This is a genomic window from Pedobacter frigoris (assembly GCF_032678645.1).
In the GTDB taxonomy this organism is placed as follows: Bacteria; Bacteroidota; Bacteroidia; order Sphingobacteriales; family Sphingobacteriaceae; genus Pedobacter; species Pedobacter frigoris_A.
On record NZ_JAVTSP010000001.1, the window covers coordinates 949855 to 970457 of the forward strand.

Genomic DNA, 20603 nt, shown 5'->3' on the forward strand with positions numbered 1-20603 from the left:
TTTTATTTATTAATGACAATGCTCTGCTCTTCATCTGACTTGATTTCACTCGGCAGGATGCCAAAGTATCTTTTGAAGGCATCAGTAAGGTGACTCTGGTGGTTAAACCCCACCGCAGCTGCAACTTGCCCTACTGTTTTTTTCTCTTCCAGGATCAGCCTTCTCGCCTCTTCCATCCTCAACCTGGTTACATAACCGTATATGGTAGTTCCAAAATATTCCTTAAAACCCCGTTTTAGCTTAAATTCATTGAGCATGATTTTTTTGGCCAATTCAATGATGGTAGGCGGATAGGTATATGTTGCATCAAGAATATCTCTCGCATGCTCTATTTTTTTTAGGTCATCCTGTTTAATCAGGTATTTATCAACCTCAGCTATTCCCGACTGCATTTGTTCCAGTTGCAGCATCAGCAATTCCAGAATCTTAGACTCTGTATGTAATCTTTTCAGTTCTCCTGATCTTTTGCATTCACAGATGTCATTGATCACCCGCTTCATTTCTGTAGTCACAGGCAGATCGTTAGCGGAATAGGAGGTATATCTGCCTTTTAAAATTTCCCTTACAAAATCACTGTGAAGCAGGGAATGCTGGTCGATCAGATGAAAATAATACTGTTTGGAAAGAACCAGCAGGAAGTACTTATATTCCAGATCCGGCTGCATGGGATATTTACCCTTAATAGAGGGAATATACCTGATGTTATGTCTGCTGCCTGCTCTTCGTTTGCTTTTATCATTATTTTTTTCCGAGGCGGGATTGCTGCCATAAAAAATGAATTGCGAAGTGATGGCCTCACCTTCTATTTCTGAAAGTACCTTTACATTTTCGGAGAACTGCATAGTGGAATGAACCAGGAAAAGCCCACCCGCACTCAACTGGTAGTTGACCAGTTTTTGCGCAGGCAGGCTTTTGATGTTGATGTTCTTCTCTGAGAGCGGGGTATTGGGCGAATACTGTTCTGAGATTTCCTCAATGAACAACCAGTCATCCGACCCTTCTATTTTTGATTTGATCTTCATCAGCGTTTATTAATGATTTTCATAGTATAGGGAGATGCTGACATTTACGATGGCACTGAAACTTCGCCAAACACATCACCAAAACGGGAGAATGTCTCATCGGCTACACGAATGGCCTGAGTCTGCTGCTCTTCTGTCTCTGCATGTGCATTCATTACACCAACAAATTTGCCCCACATTTGTCCGGTCGACTCTCCATAGCCTGAAAAGAAGGAAATGCCTTTTTCTACACCATATTTGGCTAGCATCTGCACAATGATCGGTCCGCCCATAATAGAGCCTTCCATGACATACAGCGCACCCAACGCTTCTGCGGTATTGTTGATCTGCGGCGCTACTGCTTCCGGCAATTCATTTACATTGGAACCCAACTCTTCAATATCTGCTTTAAGGTAGACTGAGTTTCTGCGTTCTGCGTGATCCGGCAATACCTCAGCTGTAATGAAAGGTTTGATTGCCTTTTCTACTTCGCTGAAATAAGCATAGAAATGTTTCAATACATCTGCATAATCTGCATTACTACGAATGGCTTTCATCTTTAAAACCACCTTTTTCTCTAATTGTTGATGCGCTTCTTTAGTTGCATCTTTAATTTTGGCACTTAACATATCTTGATCTGATTTAAATATTTATTTGATTACAAATTTTGTACTGCCTTTAGGTACCACTACGTACTCGAAAGTGTAAAACATGAAAGGGACATCCTGGAACCATTTATCGGCGGTAAGGGCATCTTTATAGCAACTGATCATTTTTATTTTTGCATAATCACCTTTAGCGGTACGGATAACTACCGTACGCTTTTCAGGCATAGCATACACCACGTGTTTCTTCCTGGCACTGCCATCACCTCTTACCAGTCCTGTAAAATCATACAAATACCAGCCTATAGAAGTAGAAAATGCACCTTCTTTGTCCATTCCCACAATGTCTTTACCTGTTTTAAACTCTGCATCGGCCGGCACAGCTGTTACTTCATCAAATGGCTTCTCGATAACCAGGACACCACCTGTTGTGGTATTTCCTGAACCATAATTCGCAGCATCTGATCCATTGTTGCCGCTCATAAAACTCACATTTGTACCGCCAAAAGCCAAATCCCAATCTGCTGTTTTTTCCGAAGCAGCAGCGACTTCAGCCTTTGTATCGAAATTGAAATAGGCAGTCTTAGCTCCCGCGACAGCAGGTGCAAAATTTTCTACCCTCCGCAGTTTGTAGTAATTCGTTGGGGCTTCCTCTACTACTTTCCGGTCTTTCCTGCATGAAGACAGGGCGATCACCGACATAAGGAAGAGCATACTGATTTTTAAGTTTTTTGAATAATTCATGGTTAATTTACTGATGATATATAATTGATAATTGTTGCGTATTTATGGATGCTTAGGCTCATCCTTGAAAAACCTCCAGCTTAGTCCGGCCAGAAATGCACGCCCGGACTGACCCGGGATCAGCTGATCGCGGTAGTTCATGATATTGTCTGTAGTCACCTGCAATTGCAGATGTTTATTATTGAAATATTTTTGTACAGAAACATTGAGCAGAAAAAAACTGCGCACATAGGTATCCCAGGGATCCAGGAAATTGTTCGAACGGTTGGCTTCCATGAAACCGTACCTGCTCCGGTAATTTACCCTGAACGATCCTGTGAGACCAGAACGGTCATGTGCATAACTGATCTTGATATTGGCCATATGCCTCGACCGGTTGTTGAGCCCCATATAGTCTTTAGTTGTAGAGCGTCTTTGTTTATTCTGCCCAAGATCATACACATTTTCATACAAACCGGTACCGTTCTTTATGGAATCAAGTACTCCTTTATCAAAGGCATACAACAACTGGTAACCGGCTGAAAGATTTAATGACTGGCTGACTTTATAACTCAAACCTATTTCTGCACCGGTAGTGTAGGCTCTGGCAATATTCATGTAGGAATAAATCTGCTGACTATTGGTCTTGATGGCCACCTGCTCGGAATTGATAAAATCTTTCATGTCATTGTAAAACACAGTGACATCCAGACTAACCTTAGCTACTGGTTGATAAGCAAAGCCGGCGCTGTAAGAAACCGAACGTTCAGGTCTCAGGTCCCCTATCTTTTGTGCTGACGGGAAAACACTCATGATCTGCCCGGCATCACGGAGCGATTGGATCTCTCTACAGAATTCTTCTGCACCAAACACAGAATAACCGGTTTGGACATTGGTAAAAATCATATACAGCTGCTGGAAATTGGGAGTTTTAAACCCTGAGGCTATCGCAGCCCTTAAGTTAAAATTGGAAGCCAGATCATAGCGCAAACCCAGACTTGGATTGAAACGCGAACCATATTTATCATGGTAATCGAAACGCCCCCCTCCTGTGACCGCCAGTTTTTCCAAAGGTTGCCAGTTCAGCTGTCCAAATACAAAATAATTGGCCATCTGTTTGTTGCCCCTGTAAAAATTATTTAGTAGCAATTCATAAGCCCCTCCAAGCCCTCCGGTAAATTCAAGTTGTGAGGCAACCTGTTTAGATGCCTGCCATTCTAACCGGTGCAGGTATTGCTCAAAATCATTTCCGGAAGCGACAGATCCACTTTCCAGGTCTTCAATGGTCTGTTTAGTCTCGTAACGGGTCAGGTAATACTGTGATTTTAACTTCCATCCATTCCTGAAATTATTGTTGAACGCTACAGCCGCATTCAGGTCATATTCATTCTGAACATCTTCGGTTGGCTTTAATTCCATATAGGAAAGCCTGTTTCTAGAGTTGCGGTTCATGAACCTCAAATTGAAACTCAGCGTACTGATGTCGTTCAGCAGATACCTTCCCCTGCCCTGAATAGCGTATGTATCGGAAGGTGGTGCAGTCTTACCCTGACTGAGGTATGGATTGGCATTAAAACCATCGGTACGGTAGTAGTTGCCAGACAGGTACACAGACCCCCCGGTACCTGAAAATGGTGTTTCACCCTCCAGTGTTGCATCTATCATATTGAAACTGCCATACCGCAATGAAGCCATACCTTGTGGCTGGGTAATGTTTTTACGTGTCACAATATTGACTACCCCGGCCAGGGCATCACTCCCAAACAAGCAGGATGAAGCTCCTTTGATGATCTCAATCCGTTCAATATTCGCAACGGTAATTCTCGACAGATCCAGGTTGCCATTGTTGCGCCCGATCATCGGCTGACCATCAATCATGATCATGGTATAACCGCTGTCGAATCCCTGCATCTGCAAACCAATAGCCCGCCCACCGGAGGCCACATCATTGACCATGGCCATCCCGGTCTGTTCTTTCAGCACCTCGTCCAGCCGCCTGCTGCCCATCATCTCTATTTCCTGCCTGCTGATCACTTTGCTGGGCATTGCCGTACGGGTCATATCTATAAAATTATCGGGATTACTATGGAAGCTAACCACACTTACTTCTTTCAATTCCTCTTCTCCCGCCCTTAGTTTGATGTCGACCCTGGTGTTCTTTCCTGCGATTACCTCTACTTCACTGGTATATTTTTGATAGCCGATGGCTTGTATGGACAGTACGTATGTCCCGGCGTATAAATTCTTAAAACTAAAATTGCCCTGTTGGTTACAAATTGCCTTCTGATGATCTGGCTGCAGGTCTATAGTAATACCTGACAGCACTTTCCCTTGTTCATTCAAAACCTGTCCCTCCAAATTACCTTTAGTTTGGCCACTAACATGGTATCCATAAACTAAAAGAAAGGTTAAGAAAAATAGAATTCTGAATGGGGATGTTGAATACATTTATAGATGTTAGTTATTTTTAATCAGTCTAAATAAGATGACAAATATGCTTACATTTGCTTAAAAAAAAGCAACGTTATGAGGATTATTTTTAACCATTTCGGGATGTCATTTACGGAAAAGGGATAAAACTGAAAGAAAAACAAGCACTACAATACAGCAAAATCAGGCATAAAAACCACAATAAAACACTAACAAAGAATAGATTAACTAAAAACTGAAACACGACATCTGAACCAAATAACACGTCAAAACAAAATATACCGATAGCGTTAACGTGAATTAAATTATTTGGAATGATTTTAATTAAAACTTCCTTTGCAGAAGAATATGAAGAACAACAACTATAGAAAATCCCCGAAAGTCATTGGTTTTATAGTACTCATGACACTTACCGTCTCAGCTTTTGCGGCTGTACCTAAAAGGATCATTACACTCAGCGGCCCGCTTACGGAAACTGTCGATGCCCTGGGCTTTGGCCAGAAAATCGTAGCAGTAGATGTGACCAGCATCTATCCTGCTTATATCAATAAGGTACCCAAAGTAAGTAAGGACAGAGCCATTTCGGCCGAAGGGATTATATCCTTCTCCCCCGATCTCGTACTCGCCCCTGAAAATATGATTTCCAAGGCGATCCAGTATCAGCTGAGTTCGGCGGGGATAAAACTGGTGATCATTAAACAGGAATATAGTCCCAAGGGCGCACTGGCATTTATCCGCCAGGTTGCCGCTGCCTTAGGTAATCCTCAAAAAGGAGAAGAACTGGGCAAGCAGACTTCAGCGGAAGTCGACCAGGCTCTTTCAATGGTCAAGAAAAACCCTAAATCACCTAAGGTACTGTTCCTGTATGCACGGGGCGCAGGCGTAATGATGGTGGCAGGTAAGGAAACCAGTCTGGACGCCATCATCAGGCTATCTGGCGCAAAAAACGCCGCTCAGGGATTTAGCAAATTCAAGCCCTATACTACGGAATCGCTTGTCAGCGCCAATCCTGATGTGATCCTGATGTTCGACTTTGGATACAAGAGCCTGGGTGGAATCAACAGCATCCTGAAGATGCCTGGCGTAATGCTCACCAATGCAGGAAAAAACAAAAGAATCCTGGAAATGGACGGCGAACTCTTAACTAATTTTTCGGTACGCCTGGGTCAGGCCATCAGTCAGCTAAATACCAAATGGTAAATAAAAAGGCACTTTTATATAGTGGTCTGGTCATCGGCCTTTTCCTCGCTGCTTCGTTTTCCATGAGCTTGGGGGCTGTTCAGATTCCTCTGGCTGATGTCATACTTATCCTGATCAAAAAGCTGGGCTTCTTTGCAGAAAGCACTGTTTCTGCGCAGCATGAAGGTGTCATGAACATCATCCGTATCCCGCGTGTATTATTGGGTTTACTAGTTGGCGCAGCACTGGGCATTTCCGGCGCAGCCATACAGGGGATCTTCAGAAATCCGCTTGCCGAACCCGGGCTTATCGGTATTTCTGCGGGAGCCTCCTTAATGGCGGTGATCATCATTGCGCTCGAAATCAGTATCCTTTCCAGTCTTAGCAATCTCCTGGGCTACTACCTGCTGGCCTTCGGCGCATTTTCCGGTGCAGGAATTGCAGCGCTGATTGTATATCAGATTTCCAGAACGGACGGAAAATCTAACGTGGCGACCATGCTCTTGGCAGGTATCGCCATCAATGCACTTGCTGGCGCACTCACAGGCCTCATTACCTTTGCGGCTGATGACCAGCAGCTGCGCAACATTACCTTCTGGATGCTGGGAAGTCTGGGTGGAGCTACCTGGGAAACGGTGACAGCTGTAGCGCCTTTTATTCTGATTCCCATACTGATACTGCCGCGCCTGGGCAAATCCCTAAATGCTTTTGCACTCGGTGAGGTACAGGCAGCACAACTTGGCTTGAGGGTAAACCTGATCAAAAGAAACGTTGTGATCCTGGCCACAATGGCCGTGGGTGCTGCTGTGGCCGTATCTGGGATCATTGGTTTCGTTGGCTTACTGGTGCCGCATACGATCAGGTTGCTCATTGGCGTCGACAATAAGCATGTATTACCCGCATCAGCTTTATTTGGTGCCCTGATGCTCACCCTGGCGGACATGCTTTGCCGAACCATCATTGCACCAATAGAACTGCCCATCGGGGTAATAACGGCACTGCTGGGCACACCTCTGTTTTTGTATATTTTAATTAAGGATAAAAAGAAACTCGTTTTATAAAGATGCTGATCGCAGACTCACTCACATTTGAAATCGGAAAAAGACTATTGATCAGAGATGTGTCCTTTACCCTCCGCCCGTCCGAGTTATTGGTTATCCTTGGTGCCAATGGCGCCGGAAAATCTACGCTCTTCCGCATGTTGAGTGGTGAAAAAAAGCCAACCAAAGGCACTGTAACGCTTTCGGGTAAAGATTTAAGTACATATACGCTGGCTGAACTGGCTATAAAACGCAGCGTACTCAACCAGCAGAATGTCCTCAACATGGCCTTTAATGTTGTCGAGATTGTAATGATGGGACGCTATCCTCATTATAAAAACAATCCTTCCAATAAGGATCAGGAAGTCATTACTCAGGTAATGGAGCTCTGCGGCATCTCTGCCTTTGCCGACCGCTCCTACCTGAGTTTATCAGGTGGTGAGCAACAGCGTGTTCAAATGGCCCGTGTACTTGCGCAGATCTGGGATGTACCCAACGCTTTGCTGCTCATGGATGAACCTGTGGCCAGCCTTGACCTTCAATACCAGCAGCAAACGCTCGCCATTGCCAAAATGCTCACCAAACGTGGTTTTATGGTGATCAGTATTTTGCACGACATTAACCTGGCGGGACAATATGCTGACCGGATCCTGATGTTAAAAAATGGACGCAAATGGTATGATGGTACTGCTGCAGAAGTATTAAGCGGAAAGAATATATATGAAATATTCGAAATCAATTCTGATGTATACACCAATCCCCGGACTTTAAAGCACTTTTTAATTCCCAGAAACGTTACTATCAGTGAACATTCATAATAAATTTACCTGTAAATCAATTAATTTTGTAATATGACTACAAAACCAACATCAGAAAGGAAGGCCGCCATCTTAAAGTGGCTGAAAAAGGTCGGTGTTTGGGGGTTTCTATTCTTCCTGATCAAAGGATTGATATGGCTGGCCATTGGTTATTGGGCCTTGAAGTAAAATCAGCAACTTATTTACGCTCAACCGCAACTTTCAATACCTCTTTTGCAATAAGGGAAAAGTCATCATCAAAATGATGATTTCCTTTTAGTACGCCCACTCTGATTCCATTTTCAGTAAATTTACTCCTGATTTTAGCATCTTCCGAATCTCCAAAATAGCAAATAGCAGGTATTCCTTTTAGCTTTTTAAATTCCGCTAGCACATTGTATTTATCATCGGAACTGCCAAGATTAAGCATATCCGCAATATGTATTTCAAAGTCAGCTGATTCATCCGGAGAAAGAGAAATGATACCCTGTAAATGCTTTTTTAGTGTGAGAGGCAATCTGCTCGCGACAAAAGGAACTACAGAGGCACCAAAGGAATAGCCGGCCAGGATGAATTTCTCATTCCCCATTTGGGCAGTATATTGAAATATCGCCCTCATCATATCTTCAGTTGTGCCATTTGGTGTTTTAGCATTCCAGAAATATTTCTGGGCATCCAGACCCACAACAGCCAGACCTTTGGCGGCGAGTGCTTCGGCAAGAGATTGATCAAAACTAGTCCAGCCTCCATCTCCGGATATCATAAATACAATAGGCAAATCACTTCTCTTTGTAGCGGGAACAACCGTTAAGGGCATATTATTGACCAGCTTAAAGTCTACCACGGATGTTGCAGCAGTCACCTTTTTATAAGCAGCATTCAATTCAGAAAGCCAGTGATCAGCAATCGAAAAACCATGTCCTACTTTATCAAGTCTTACCAGTTCAGCCATTGGCATTCCTTTTAAAAACTCTTCCGTAGCTTCATAAGGACAGGTCTGATCTTTTACACCATTCAAGACAATAAATGGAGCTGTTAGCTTTTCCGTTCGTTCCAGGTAGAAAGATACACCCGGTTTCAATACATGCTGGGTAAGTCCACTCCCTTTACATAAAGGCTTTTTCAGATCAATATCAGGACAAAAACCCAGCGCTATTGCACCTTTAAAAGTATTTGCCGGTGCCTGTGCAAGGATGCCATAAATAAGAACAGCTCCGTAAGAATAACCTACAAGCACCGGTTTAAAGTAATTTTGAAACTTATATTTTTTCTGAATAGACAGGCTTAATTCTTCAAAATCAGCTGCCGGATATAGACAGTCTCCTGTTCGCCTCGACAAATAAGCCGCATAATGTTTAGCATCAATTCCAAGTACTAATCCACCCTGAGCAGCAAGGTCTTTTGCCATATTGATTACTCCATTTTTCCAGCCCCCATCACCCGATACAAATAAAGCGACTGATGTCGGTGTCCCCTTAGGCATATAGATTGTAATTTTACCAAACTTATTGTCAGTTATCGAACTCGTGTCTACCCCGGCCCCTTTCACAAAGGATGAGCACAATAAACCAATGACCATTAAAATAACGGGGTTTGCCTGAAAATAATTACATCTCATAAATTTCATACGCATTTAAGGTTTAATCACATTGTTCAATACAGTAGGAATACTGAGTAAATCGTAATCCTGATTGTAAATCAGGTATTTATTATGCCAAACGGGCGAAAACTTATCCTTTGCATCCCTCAATCCCTTATATCTTGAGAACGACCTTATTTTTTCATATGCAAACTTCATTGATCTTTCTGGCAAATTCTGAGCATCACTCATACCAGATAATGGAGCAAAACCTATATTGACCATTTTAAATTCCTGTGATTTTAATTGATCAAACAAAGCAACCATAATAAAGTCTATTACACCATTCGGGGCATCAGCTGTTTTTCTGATCAGATCATAAGTAGATTCAGAGGCCTTATAATCTGGAATTACATTCAGAAAAGCAACGATCTTTTCTTCGGCGTTCTCAACAGTTATGATCGTATGGCCTTTCAATTCTTCCCACAAAAACATCCCCTGAGAGAACACGATCTCTTCCCGTTCAGTATCAGCGAGCCATTCGTCAGAAACAGATTTCAATTTCTGTAAAAGACCATCTTTAATCGGAGCCAGGTATACTTTGCTTTGAAATCCCTTCTCTGCTACTTTCTTAATTGCATTGCGGATAGATTTTCTACTGCCTCCTTCCAAAGAAAAAGAAGTCAGGTCTAACACACCTTCCTGACCGAGAAACAGTTTCTTTTTACCGAGTGTCATAAACATCGCAATACTTTCTTCCGGAACCCGGTAATAAATACTTTTAAATCCGCTTTCAAAGCAATATTTATCAAAAGATTTGATCAATGCTACCTGTTCATCTGAATTAGCGACCGGCATTTCAAGTACTACTGCAAAATTACCTGAAATCCGGTAGGCTAAAAAACCATCGATCTCATCTGTACGATAAATCAATTTATCGCGATAAGTTTTGAAGTAGTCTAGGGCGGAATTTCCATACTGCTGCAATTTTAGCTTAGCCCACTCCAGATCTTCCTCTTCTATAGAAACATTGAGAATGTAAGGTCTGATCAGCGTATAGATTAAGAAAGCAATAGAAATAAATCCACTGATATTAATGGAATATAAAAAACCTCTGGCAAAAGAGTCATTCGGCACCAAATCAGTACTACCCACAAGAACAAAGTTCTGAAGTGTATACCTTATCGATTGCCAAAGACTAAAATCTATATTGAAATGCTTTTTATCCAGAAAATAGAATCCAACCGTTCCATAGAATACAACTGCAAAAACACTCAAAAGCATGGTCTGGATACCAAGATGTCTCAACCTCGAGTTGTGTTTTATATAGTATTCTTTTCTGGAAGCGAATAAGGTGATCATTACAATCACAGCAAAGCTCGCCTCTTCATAATCAATAGCCTTTGTCAAGTTTCCGATCAAAGACAATGCACAAAGCAGCAATGCAAAATACCAGGCCATACGAAGCCCTTTTAGCATAAACGCAGCACAAACCAGTAAGAATAATCCTGCAAGAAAGACAAAATAATTAGAAGCAGTAATGGCCGAGATAGGAAGGAAATTCTTCAAAAATACCACACGCTCATGAATAGCCGGAGTAAGTACCGAAATGATATTCACTATACCTAATGTAAATAGCAGCATAGCTGGCATGATACGCATCAGCAGTTTATTTACTTTAACAAGAAAACTCAATGCGCCCAATGCCATTGGCACCCAGAACTCCATAAATCTATAGATAAATGTAATAGAGACGGCTTCAGCACTGGAATAACCCAGACGGATCAGCATAAAAGTCATAGAAGCCTCCACTGCGCCCAAACCCCTTAGAAAGGGAGAAATGATCAAAAAAACAACAGCGATGATATAACTCACCATAGCATACATCAGGGATGGATTGATATTCAATGCGAGCATTGCTATATAGATATGGACAATACCAACAATTTCTATGAGTATACTGTATAGCACAGTTCTGATAAAATGATTTCTTTCGATTGAATTGTTCCGAAACTCACCAATGTACACCTCAATAGCAGGCACATATCTGACAATAAACTTATATACCGCACCATTGTTCATCACCGATAGATACACAAACCAAATACTCGCGATCAATAAAAAAACAGCAATGAGCGCAACCCATTCACCATAGCCTATACTCCCTTCAAAAATTGCGTAGCTAAACACCGGAATCGCTATGATTACGACGGAAAGAATTCCTACAAAGCCATATATAGAGGAAGCAAAATTAATCTGTGAGGCCGGCACTCCTTTTTTCTCTATGTCCCCGCTGAAAAAAGCCAGCGAAGATACTCCCCCTGCAGGAAGAAAAACACTGACAAAATTCCTTTTAAGATAAAGCATGGCTCCGTCGCCCACAGAAATCACACTACCTATCGCAGCAAAGGAAGACCTGTACATGAAACCATGTATAAATACATACACAAAACTAAGTACAATACCTGCAGTAATCCATAGCCAATCTGCCGTAATCAGCAGGCTCTTTACCTGATGAAGCTCTCCTTGTTCGTGCTTAACAAACCAAACAGAAAGGCCAATAAAGAAAAGTGTAAAAATAAAACTGGCTATGATCTTTCCATTTTCACGAATAAATGGAGGGAGAAATTTGAGAGATCTCATATTCATTAATGCAATTAACTAATCAAATATAACTAAATAGTAAGCATCATTTTTCATGACATTCTACTTAAAAGTAATAATGAATAAAAAAATCGCCAGCTGTTTTCAACTGGCGATTTTTTTCAGGATATAGCTAAATTTACATTTAGGCGGTAAATAAATAACTGGGTTTTAGATCAATCCTTCAACCTTTTCCAGAACAGTTTTCAGTCCGTCTTTATTTTTCCCGCCCGCCGTAGCATAAAAAGGCTGTCCGCCGCCACCGCCCTGTATATCCTTAGCCAGTTCCCTGACAATATTAGATGCATTGAGCCCCTTATCTTTTACCAGGTTTTCCGACAGCATTACTGTAATTCCGGGTTTATCGTCTATCAGCGTCGTAAATACTAAAAACAAATCGTCAACCAAATCTTTTACTGCAAATGCAAGATTCTTAACAGCGTCAGCATTAGGAAGATCCACATGCGTAGCAATCACATTTACACCATTAATGGTTTTCATGTGGTGTACAATCTCATGTTTCAGATTGGCCGACTGCTCCAGAACCGCTTTTTCAGCATCTTTCTTCAACCTGTTGTTCTCTTCTATCAAAGAAGAAACCGCAGCTTTAAGATCCTTATTACCTTTCAGCAATTCCCTCAGTTCATTCAGTTCCCTGTTCTGATCCAACACAAACGCCTCCGCTTTATCAGCAGTAATGGCCTCTATACGCCTTACTCCTGCTGCTACAGCACTTTCAGAAATGATCTTAAAATAACCGATCTGTCCTGTTGCCTGTACGTGTGTACCGCCGCAAAGCTCCTTCGAATAGTGGTCATCAAAAGTGATGATCCTGACCAGGTCTCCATATTTCTCACCAAACAACGCGGTGACACCGCTGGATATCGCCTGATCATAAGGCACATATCTTTGCTCTTTCAAAGGGATATTTTCTCTTACTTTCTGGTTCACCAGGTGCTCTATTCGGGCCAGTTCTTCATCCGTCACTTTCGCAAAATGCGAAAAATCGAACCTCAGGTAATCTGGATTTACCAATGAACCTTTCTGGTTTACATGTGAACCCAATACTTTTTTCAAAGCAGCGTGCAACAAATGCGTAGCCGTATGGTTGTCTTGCGAAAGCAGTCGTTTATCTTCGTCTATGACTGCCCAGAAAAGTCCTTCGACATCTTCAGGCATAGTATCTGCGTAATGCACAACCACACCATTTTCCTTCTTGGTATCAGTAATCTCCACGAAGAAAAGGCGACTATGGTCTTCCAGTCTGCCGGTATCTCCTACCTGTCCGCCGCTCTCTGCATAAAAAGGAGTTTTATTCAGCACGATCTGGTACTGTTCCTTACCCTTTGCGCTTACTTTTCTATATTTTACGATCTGTGTTTCTGCTTCTACATCATCATACCCAACAAACTCAACTTCAAGTTCTGGATTTACCAAAACCCAGTCGCCAGTATCTATAGCCGTAGCCGCACGCGAACGCTCCTTTTGTTTCAGCAAGGCTTTATTATACTCGTCCATATCAACAGACCAGCGCTTCTCCCTTGCCATCAGCTCAGTCAGATCTATCGGAAATCCGTAAGTATCGTTCAGTTCAAAAGCAAAGTCTCCGGAGATCACCATCTGGTCTTTCAGAATACTGTAAACCCATTGGTCCTCGAAAGATTTTTCAGGCTCTATTGCATTCTCAGACATCAGGAATTCCGCCTGTTTTTTAGTATAATTATCAAAGCGTTGGATACCTGTAGCTAAAGTTCTCAGGAAGGATACTTCTTCTTCCAAAACTACTTTCTGTACGAAATCCTGCTGCAATACCAGTTCTTCAAAAACGCCCTTAAACTGTTCTGCCAAAACCGGTACCAGTTGATTTAAGAATGGCTCTTTTAAATTCAGGAAGGTATAGGCGTAACGCACAGCGCGACGTAAAATACGGCGGATTACATACCCTGCTTTATTATTAGATGGCAATTGGCCATCGGCAATTACAAATGAAATGGCACGAATGTGATCTGCCATCACACGCATGGCGATATCAGTCTTTTCATCGGCACCATAAGCGATTCCTGCATGACCGGCGATCACCTGGATCAATGGCTGAAATACGTCTGTATCGTAGTTTGATGACTTGCCTTGCAGCACGCGCACCAAACGCTCAAATCCCATTCCTGTATCCACATGCTGTGCAGGTAAAGGCTGCAACGAACCATCCTTAAGGCGGTTAAACTGCATGAATACATTATTCCATATCTCAATTACCTGCGGATGATCTGCATTCACCAGGCTTTTTCCGGCTATCTGACTGCGTTCCTCATCAGGACGGCAGTCTACATGGATCTCAGAGCATGGTCCGCATGGCCCCATATCTCCCATCTCCCAGAAATTGTCTTTTTTATTCCCAAGGATGATGCGGTCTTCAGGAACGTATTGTTTCCAAAGCTCATAAGCTTCAGTATCGCGAGGCAAACCTTCCTTCTCATCTCCTTCGAAGATCGAAACATAGAGCTTATCTTTCGGTATTTTATAAACTTCAGTGAGCAGTTCCCAGCTCCAGGCAATCGCTTCCTTCTTAAAATAATCGCCAAAACTCCAGTTGCCCAGCATCTCAAACATGGTATGGTGATAGGTATCAATACCCACTTCTTCAAGGTCATTATGTTTACCGGAAACACGCAAACAACGTTGCGTATCGGTCACTCTGGGATATTTTATAGGGGCTTCACCAAGGAATAAGTCTTTAAATTGGTTCATTCCGGCATTGGTAAACATCAATGTGGGATCGTTTTTAACTACAATAGGTGCAGAAGAAACAATATGGTGTTGTTTGGATTCGAAAAATTTTAAGTATGCTTGTCTGATTTCCTTAGCTGTCATCCTTCTCTTTATTAATGGTTAACAAAATTAGATAAAATTATTCTTTTTTGTTTATGGATACTTGAGTACTTTTATCTAAGTTTGAACACTTCAAATAAAAGCTGTAAACAACTAATAATCAATACCAATTATGCCTTACAAAGAGCGGGAAATCAACAAAATGTATTATACAATGGGCGAGGTAACCGAAATGTTTGGTGTAAATGCTTCGCAAATCAGGTTTTACGAAAAGGAATTTGAAGTACTACAGCCTAAGAAAAACAAAAAGGGCAATCGTCTCTTTACCCCGGAAGATATTGAAAACTTAAAGATCATTTTTCACCTCGTGGATGACAAGGGTTTTACGCTAAAAGGGGCCAAAGAACACCTGAAAAACAATAGCGGAGAGGTGAAGGAAAATCAAAAGATCATTGCTTCCCTGGAGAAGCTGAAAGATTTCTTACTGAAACTAAACGAGGAAATCTAAGTCCAATCGCTTCAAAACCAATTAACTTTTAATTAACACCTTACTTACCGGATTGCTTCCGGCAGTTTTGTTACACCCTGTTATATAGTGACCCCACCTTAAACCCACCATGACCCCACCTTTTTGTTGAAAAAAAGTGGGGTCACTATGGGCTGAATATCTCATCAATATGGTCTGGTTAGCATCCTGTCCTAACCTGAATATAGCCCCGTCTATATTATCGCAAAAAGAAATTTTTAAATTAAAACCTCGGCATTTGGTTATCATCAAAATCTTTGAGGTCATTTGGCTGATTTATGCCAAATACAATTAAAGCATTAATAACCCTGTTACTAATTTCGTGGGGTTATACTGTCAAGGCACAGGAAGATGTACTGATACAAGAAATTATAGAAGGTTTTGCAGATCAGCTGGCTGAAGACTACGACCTGTATGAACTTACAGAGCGTTTGAGCCATTATCAAAAGCATCCTTTAGACTTAAACAAAACCAGTCCCGAGGAATTAAAGAAACTGGTCTTTTTGTCTCCGCTTCAAATCGCCAGCCTCTTCGAACATTTAAAGACCAACGGCAAGTTAATCGATGTCTTAGAACTCCAGGGCATTAGTGGCTTTGACCTGCAGACCATCAGCCGGATCCTGCCCTTTATAAAAATATCTGCTCCTTCTGATTTATCCCGCCGCAAGTCAGGAACGTCTGTAAATAACGACCTGATCATCCGGTATGGGCGGACACTTCAGACCCAGAAAGGTTTTCGTGATTTGCCAGGCAGCAGGTACCTGGGGAGCCCAGACAAACTTTTACTGAGGTATAAATACGTAGTAAAGGATTTCATGTCCGCGTCGCTGGTGGTCGAAAAAGACGCAGGTGAACATTTTATACATGGCAAAAGCGGAGCAGATCATTTGTCGGGAAATGTGGCCTTCCAAAATTTGGGTCCGTTTAAAAAACTGGTCTTAGGTGATTACAGCATGCAATTTGGACAGGGACTTGCCCTGTGGTCCGGTTTCGCATTCGGAAAGGGACCTGATGTCACGAGTGTTGCCAGCAAAGATCTCGGACTTCGGCCATACTCCTCTTCAAATGAGTCTTCCTTCTTAAGGGGAATAGCATCGACAATCTGTATCACAAAACATATTGATTTCACTGCATTTCTTTCTTCAAGGAAACTGGATGCAAGTTTAAAAAACGGTCCCGACGGCAGCATGACCCTGGAAAACATCAACATCAGCGGATTGCATCGCACTGCGACAGAATTAAAAAACCAAAAGAGTTTGGGTGAGTTAGTTTATGGCGCTGCTTTCCAATATGCCCATGATCATCTAAATATCGGATTCCTGGGTTATAAAACCCATTACCAGCAGAGGTTTGTAACCGGGAATCAACTTTATAACAAATACAGTTTTGAAGGGAAGGAACTGCTAAATACAGGGCTCAATTACAGCTATACGTTTAAGAACATGTATTTCTATGGTGAACTGGCACATAGCATCGGGAGTGGCTGGGCCTTACTCAATGGCATGATGGCCAGTTTATCTCCCCGCATCTCGGCTGTACTGTTATACCGCAATTATGAAAAGAATTACCATAGCTTTTTTAGCAGTGGCATTGGTGAAGGCACTGAAGCTAACAATGAAAGAGGAATTTATGGAGGGATGAATTATACCCCCCATAAATACTGGTCATTTTCTCTGTATACCGATTATTTTAAATTTCCCTGGCTAAAGTACCGCATTGATGCCCCGTCTGAAGGTTATGAGCTGCTGGGACAAATGGCCTATACTCCAAATAAGACCGCCAAAATATTGCTGAGGTATAAAAGAGAGATCAAGTCACAAAATGCGGATGCAGGAAGTTTGGATAAGGGCATTCAGCAGGTATTAAAACAGAATTTCCGCCTTGAAGGAAAATGGCGGGGAAATAAACAGATCAACTTCCAAAGTCGCGCTGAGGCAGTCTGTTATCAAAAAGGAATTGCTGATGCTGAAACTGGCTTTTTAGTATACCAGGATATAAATTACAAACCACTAAATACCAAATTATCCGGCAACTTAAGACTGGCCTACTTCAATACCCCATCTTACAACAGCAGGATTTATGCCTATGAGGATGATGTGCTCTATGGCGCTGCTTTTGGTATTTATCATGGAAAAGGTTTCCGAAGCTTTATAAACCTGAGGTATCAGGTGATGAAATCCCTGGATGTATGGTTCAGGTATGCCACATCTTTTTATAAGAATGTAGAAACAGTTGGTTCAGGCCTGGATGAGATCATGGGAAATAAAAAAACAGATGTGAAGTTGCAGGCTCGCTATCAGTTCTGATACCGTTATGGAAAAGTTAAAATATGAAAAATCGCAAGTTGTCTTCGTGCATTTGCTCCTGCCCTATGCTGCAGGTATACTTTTATGCTATCATTTTAGAACCTGGCAGCTATTGAATGTAATGAGCATAGTATGTGGTTTGATTTTTCTCAGCATCGCAACCATTGCTGTTTTTTACCGCAAACTCCGGTTGTACAAAAACAAATGGATAGCAGGTGCCGCAGTTTACCTGTTTAGTTTTTGTTGCGGCGGATTAATTTGTCTGTTAAATGACTCCAGGTTATCTTCTGATTACTATGCAAATAAAGATGCTGATTATTTAAAGATCTCCGTAATCGATGAACCTCAGGTTAAGAATAGTATACTTCGCTTTAAAGCGGAAATTACTGAATGCTATAAAAACAATGGAGATATAAAATTAAGAGCGGAGGGCAAATTACTGGTGATGGTCCGCCTGGATAGTAACAGCACCTGGCTACCCGCTTACGGCAATGAACTGATCATACCCTTCCGGTTTTCCAGAATTGAGCCGCCTTACAATCCCGGAGAATTTGATTATAGATCATGGCTGGCCGCAAAAGATATTCATAATCAGGTATTTTTAAAACAATATGAAATTGTGGTATTGGCTGAGCGCAAGGGGAATCCATTGATTTCCTTTGCACTCAGCCTCAGATCGAAACAAGTGGCATACTACAGGAGCATACTAAAAAATGATGATGCATTTTCTATGGCCTCTACATTAATACTGGGCTACCGTGCAGATTTAAGCGAGGATACATTAGCTGTCTATTCAAAAACAGGAACGGTACATGCCTTATCTGTTTCTGGTATGCATGTGGGTTTGATTTATCTGGTGCTTCACTGGACACTGCTTTTTTTAGGGCAAAGTAAGCTGATGAAGGTATTGAAGACAATCATAATCCTGACTGTCATTTGGTGTTATACTTTACTTACAGGCCTGTCGCCCTCTGTTCTGCGCTCGGCAATCATGCTTTCCGCATTTGTCTTGGCAAAAATGCTCAACAAGGAAAGTAATGGTTATAACATACTCGCGTTTGCTGCATTTTGTCTTTTGCTTTATGATCCGTACCTGATCTGGGATGTTGGTTTTGAACTCTCTTTCCTTGCGGTTTTTGGATTGATTTGTCTGCAACCAGCAATCCTGTCCTGGTGGCCGGTTAAGAACAGATGGCTATCCAGGATCTGGTCTGCAGTTGCCATGTCTTTTTCCGCTCAAATGACCACCTTTCCATTGAGTGTCTATTATTTTCACCAGTTTCCATTGTACTTTCTGATCAGCAACCTTTTCATCATCATCCCTTCGGCCCTGATCATGTATCTGGGCATCATCATCCTGGTTTTCAGGCTGAGCTTCTTAGCTTCCGTTTTTGAATGGATGATTCATTTTATGAATAAAGGACTGGACTACATTTCCAGGCTTCCTTTTTCAAATATGACGGGCATATGGTTCGATAAAACAGAACTGATTTTAATCTGTACAAGTCTTTTACTGATGGTATTTGTGCTAAAAACCAGAAATAAACAGCTGTTAATGGCCTCGATCTGTTGCCTACCGTTGCTTCAGTTAAAATCTGCTTACAGCAAGGCGCAGCTAAGCCATCAAAAGAAAATTATTGTATTCAAACTGAGTAAAAATTATGCGGCAGCTTTTATCTCAGCCGAAAAAGCAATAGTTTTAACAAACCTGAATGCCGATGAAAAGACTTTCAGGTATTCCGTTAAACCAGCATTGGATCTCCATCAGATTGAGCAAATCACTATCATCAATGGCGATAAAAATATAGCCATGCGCTATTTCAGATTAAATGGCCATGAAATTTTATTTTACAATTGCCTCCTGAAAACAGATGATCTCAAAAAAAGAAGGCCGCGATACGCAAAGGCTTATGAGTTAGATCTACCGTAAACCAAAGGCATACTTTACATCATCATGATAACTTAAATCTTACCTTTGCATTATTAAAATTATACATCATGGTATTAAATCTGGAATGGCTCAGGACTTTTAAAGCAATCTATGAGCATGGCACGCTAACTGGTGCAGCACAGGCCTTGTATATATCACAACCCGGTGTAAGTCTGCATTTAAATTCTTTGGAAGCTTATACAGGATACAAATTATTTGACCGTTCTCCTAAAAAGATGGTTCCCACAGAAAGAGGCAAAGTGCTTTACAACTTTGTGCTGGAGCCATTGGATAAACTGGTGACTGCGGAACAGCTGTTCCATAAAAGCAGCAAGTCTGACCGGTCTACGATCAGCATTGGCATGTGTTTCGAGACTTTCCAGTTTACGCTGGAGAAATACATATCCTCCCTTCCGTTTAATGTGATCATCAAATTTGGCGACTACCATCAGATGCTGCACGATCTGGATAAGGGCTTGCTGGATTTAATTGTAACCCCACATAAAGGCGATCAGAAGAGCCTGGAATATCAGCCATTTTCTAAAGAAAGGATTGTCATGGTTTGCGGTGCAAAAACTGAGTTTACAGCACTTAAGCTTCTATTGGCAGATGACAAAATGAAAGAAGCCGAAGAATGGTTAAAACATCAGATTTGGTACAGTACAGCTGCAGACATGGATCACCTTAAAAATTTCTGGCAGGCGAATTTCAAACAGCGCATTGACTTTAAACCCAATTACATTGTGCCCAATATCAGTTCTATTGTACGGTGTCTAAGCAGCGGAGCCGGGTTCTCCATCATTCCTGATTTTCTTTGTCGTGAAGAAATAGCGGCAGGAAGTCTCAAACTGGTATGGGAGGGCAATGTCATTATTGAGAATACGCTGTATTTTGGTACCAGGAAGAAAACCATGTATGAAAAAGAGATCAACATGGTGAAACATATATTTGATACACAAATAGATTTGTAGTTGTATTTCTTCTAATAATTTATCTAAGTTTGACAATCATCTAAGTA

General features: G+C 41.7%; 15 protein-coding genes. 8 read left to right on the forward strand and 7 right to left on the reverse strand.

All coding sequences use genetic code 11. From position 1 onward, the window contains the following. Positions 1 to 2: 2 nt before the first annotated feature. From R2Q78_RS04220 to R2Q78_RS04235, 4 genes are read right to left on the reverse strand one after another with little or no spacing between them, the layout of a single operon-like run. Positions 3 to 1022 carry an AraC family transcriptional regulator gene (locus R2Q78_RS04220; protein ID WP_316789166.1) on the reverse strand — a complete coding sequence of 340 codons (1020 nt, stop codon included), beginning with the start codon at positions 1020 to 1022 and terminating at the stop codon, positions 3 to 5. Between the two features lie 44 nt (positions 1023 to 1066). Continuing rightward, positions 1067 to 1630 carry a biliverdin-producing heme oxygenase gene (locus R2Q78_RS04225; protein WP_316789167.1) on the reverse strand — a complete coding sequence of 188 codons (564 nt, stop codon included), beginning with the start codon at positions 1628 to 1630 and terminating at the stop codon, positions 1067 to 1069. 21 nt (positions 1631 to 1651) lie between these two features. After that, positions 1652 to 2350: an HmuY family protein gene (locus R2Q78_RS04230; RefSeq protein ID WP_316789169.1), complete on the reverse strand. Its 699-nt coding sequence runs from the start codon at positions 2348 to 2350 to the stop codon at positions 1652 to 1654. A gap of 42 nt (positions 2351 to 2392) precedes the next feature. Then, positions 2393 to 4777 carry a TonB-dependent receptor gene (locus R2Q78_RS04235; RefSeq protein WP_316789171.1) on the reverse strand — a complete coding sequence of 795 codons (2385 nt, stop codon included), beginning with the start codon at positions 4775 to 4777 and terminating at the stop codon, positions 2393 to 2395. 330 nt (positions 4778 to 5107) lie between these two features. Between R2Q78_RS04235 and R2Q78_RS04240 the strand changes: the two genes are divergently transcribed. Genes R2Q78_RS04240 through R2Q78_RS04255 form a run of 4 tightly spaced genes read left to right on the forward strand, consistent with a single transcriptional unit; the run spans position 5108 to position 7964 of the window. Beyond that, positions 5108 to 5959, forward strand: a complete 852-nt coding sequence (locus R2Q78_RS04240) for a hemin ABC transporter substrate-binding protein (protein WP_316789172.1) — start codon at positions 5108 to 5110, stop codon at positions 5957 to 5959. Continuing rightward, complete coding sequence (locus tag R2Q78_RS04245; RefSeq protein ID WP_316789174.1) at positions 5953 to 6999, forward strand: iron ABC transporter permease; 1047 nt, start codon at positions 5953 to 5955, stop codon at positions 6997 to 6999. Before R2Q78_RS04240 ends, R2Q78_RS04245 begins: the two co-directional genes overlap by 7 nt. 2 nt (positions 7000 to 7001) lie before the next feature. After that, on the forward strand, positions 7002 to 7796 hold the full coding sequence (locus tag R2Q78_RS04250) for a heme ABC transporter ATP-binding protein (protein ID WP_316789175.1): 795 nt from the start codon (positions 7002 to 7004) through the stop codon (positions 7794 to 7796). Positions 7797 to 7829: 33 nt separating this feature from the next. Next, positions 7830 to 7964, forward strand: a complete 135-nt coding sequence (locus R2Q78_RS04255; RefSeq protein ID WP_316789178.1) for an alanyl-tRNA synthetase — start codon at positions 7830 to 7832, stop codon at positions 7962 to 7964. 10 nt (positions 7965 to 7974) lie between these two features. Here R2Q78_RS04255 and R2Q78_RS04260 read toward each other — a convergent pair whose 3' ends face one another. The 3 genes from R2Q78_RS04260 to alaS all read right to left on the reverse strand — a co-directional run bounded on the left by R2Q78_RS04260 (position 7975) and on the right by alaS (position 14865). Then, entirely contained in the window at positions 7975 to 9402 is a 1428-nt protein-coding gene (locus tag R2Q78_RS04260) for an AcvB/VirJ family lysyl-phosphatidylglycerol hydrolase (RefSeq protein ID WP_316789180.1), read from the reverse strand. Between the two features lie 6 nt (positions 9403 to 9408). Next, positions 9409 to 11997 carry a phosphatidylglycerol lysyltransferase domain-containing protein gene (locus R2Q78_RS04265; protein WP_316789182.1) on the reverse strand — a complete coding sequence of 863 codons (2589 nt, stop codon included), beginning with the start codon at positions 11995 to 11997 and terminating at the stop codon, positions 9409 to 9411. A gap of 171 nt (positions 11998 to 12168) precedes the next feature. After that, a complete protein-coding gene (alaS, locus tag R2Q78_RS04270) occupies positions 12169 to 14865 on the reverse strand; it encodes an alanine--tRNA ligase (protein WP_316789184.1) in 2697 nt (898 codons plus the stop codon). Between the two features lie 130 nt (positions 14866 to 14995). On the opposite strand from alaS, the gene R2Q78_RS04275 reads away from it, so the two are divergent. The 4 genes from R2Q78_RS04275 to R2Q78_RS04290 all read left to right on the forward strand — a co-directional run bounded on the left by R2Q78_RS04275 (position 14996) and on the right by R2Q78_RS04290 (position 20556). Next, positions 14996 to 15331: a MerR family transcriptional regulator gene (locus tag R2Q78_RS04275; protein WP_316789186.1), complete on the forward strand. Its 336-nt coding sequence runs from the start codon at positions 14996 to 14998 to the stop codon at positions 15329 to 15331. Positions 15332 to 15627: 296 nt separating this feature from the next. Beyond that, positions 15628 to 17655 (forward strand): helix-hairpin-helix domain-containing protein, encoded by a 2028-nt coding sequence (locus R2Q78_RS04280; protein WP_316789188.1) that lies wholly within the window; start codon positions 15628 to 15630, stop codon positions 17653 to 17655. Positions 17656 to 17662: 7 nt separating this feature from the next. Next, positions 17663 to 19585 carry a ComEC/Rec2 family competence protein gene (locus R2Q78_RS04285; RefSeq protein ID WP_316789190.1) on the forward strand — a complete coding sequence of 641 codons (1923 nt, stop codon included), beginning with the start codon at positions 17663 to 17665 and terminating at the stop codon, positions 19583 to 19585. 68 nt (positions 19586 to 19653) lie between these two features. Next, a complete protein-coding gene (locus R2Q78_RS04290; RefSeq protein WP_316789192.1) occupies positions 19654 to 20556 on the forward strand; it encodes a LysR family transcriptional regulator in 903 nt (300 codons plus the stop codon). The last annotated feature ends 47 nt before the right edge of the window (positions 20557 to 20603 follow it).

Excerpts from the sequence above, each read along its gene's own strand:
- R2Q78_RS04275 (WP_316789186.1), top strand. The coding sequence starts at position 14,996 with ATGCCTTACAAAGAGCGGGAAATCAACAAAATGTATTATACAATGGGC.
- R2Q78_RS04230 (WP_316789169.1), bottom strand. The coding sequence starts at position 2,350 with ATGAATTATTCAAAAAACTTAAAAATCAGTATGCTCTTCCTTATGTCG.
- R2Q78_RS04225 (WP_316789167.1), bottom strand. The coding sequence starts at position 1,630 with ATGTTAAGTGCCAAAATTAAAGATGCAACTAAAGAAGCGCATCAACAA.
- R2Q78_RS04280 (WP_316789188.1), top strand. The coding sequence starts at position 15,628 with ATGCCAAATACAATTAAAGCATTAATAACCCTGTTACTAATTTCGTGG.
- R2Q78_RS04290 (WP_316789192.1), top strand. The coding sequence starts at position 19,654 with ATGGTATTAAATCTGGAATGGCTCAGGACTTTTAAAGCAATCTATGAG.
- R2Q78_RS04245 (WP_316789174.1), top strand. The coding sequence starts at position 5,953 with ATGGTAAATAAAAAGGCACTTTTATATAGTGGTCTGGTCATCGGCCTT.
- R2Q78_RS04220 (WP_316789166.1), bottom strand. The coding sequence starts at position 1,022 with ATGAAGATCAAATCAAAAATAGAAGGGTCGGATGACTGGTTGTTCATT.
- alaS (WP_316789184.1), bottom strand. The coding sequence starts at position 14,865 with ATGACAGCTAAGGAAATCAGACAAGCATACTTAAAATTTTTCGAATCC.
- R2Q78_RS04240 (WP_316789172.1), top strand. The coding sequence starts at position 5,108 with ATGAAGAACAACAACTATAGAAAATCCCCGAAAGTCATTGGTTTTATA.
- R2Q78_RS04255 (WP_316789178.1), top strand. The coding sequence starts at position 7,830 with ATGACTACAAAACCAACATCAGAAAGGAAGGCCGCCATCTTAAAGTGG.
- R2Q78_RS04235 (WP_316789171.1), bottom strand. The coding sequence starts at position 4,777 with ATGTATTCAACATCCCCATTCAGAATTCTATTTTTCTTAACCTTTCTT.
- R2Q78_RS04285 (WP_316789190.1), top strand. The coding sequence starts at position 17,663 with ATGGAAAAGTTAAAATATGAAAAATCGCAAGTTGTCTTCGTGCATTTG.
- R2Q78_RS04265 (WP_316789182.1), bottom strand. The coding sequence starts at position 11,997 with ATGAGATCTCTCAAATTTCTCCCTCCATTTATTCGTGAAAATGGAAAG.
- R2Q78_RS04250 (WP_316789175.1), top strand. The coding sequence starts at position 7,002 with ATGCTGATCGCAGACTCACTCACATTTGAAATCGGAAAAAGACTATTG.
- R2Q78_RS04260 (WP_316789180.1), bottom strand. The coding sequence starts at position 9,402 with ATGAAATTTATGAGATGTAATTATTTTCAGGCAAACCCCGTTATTTTA.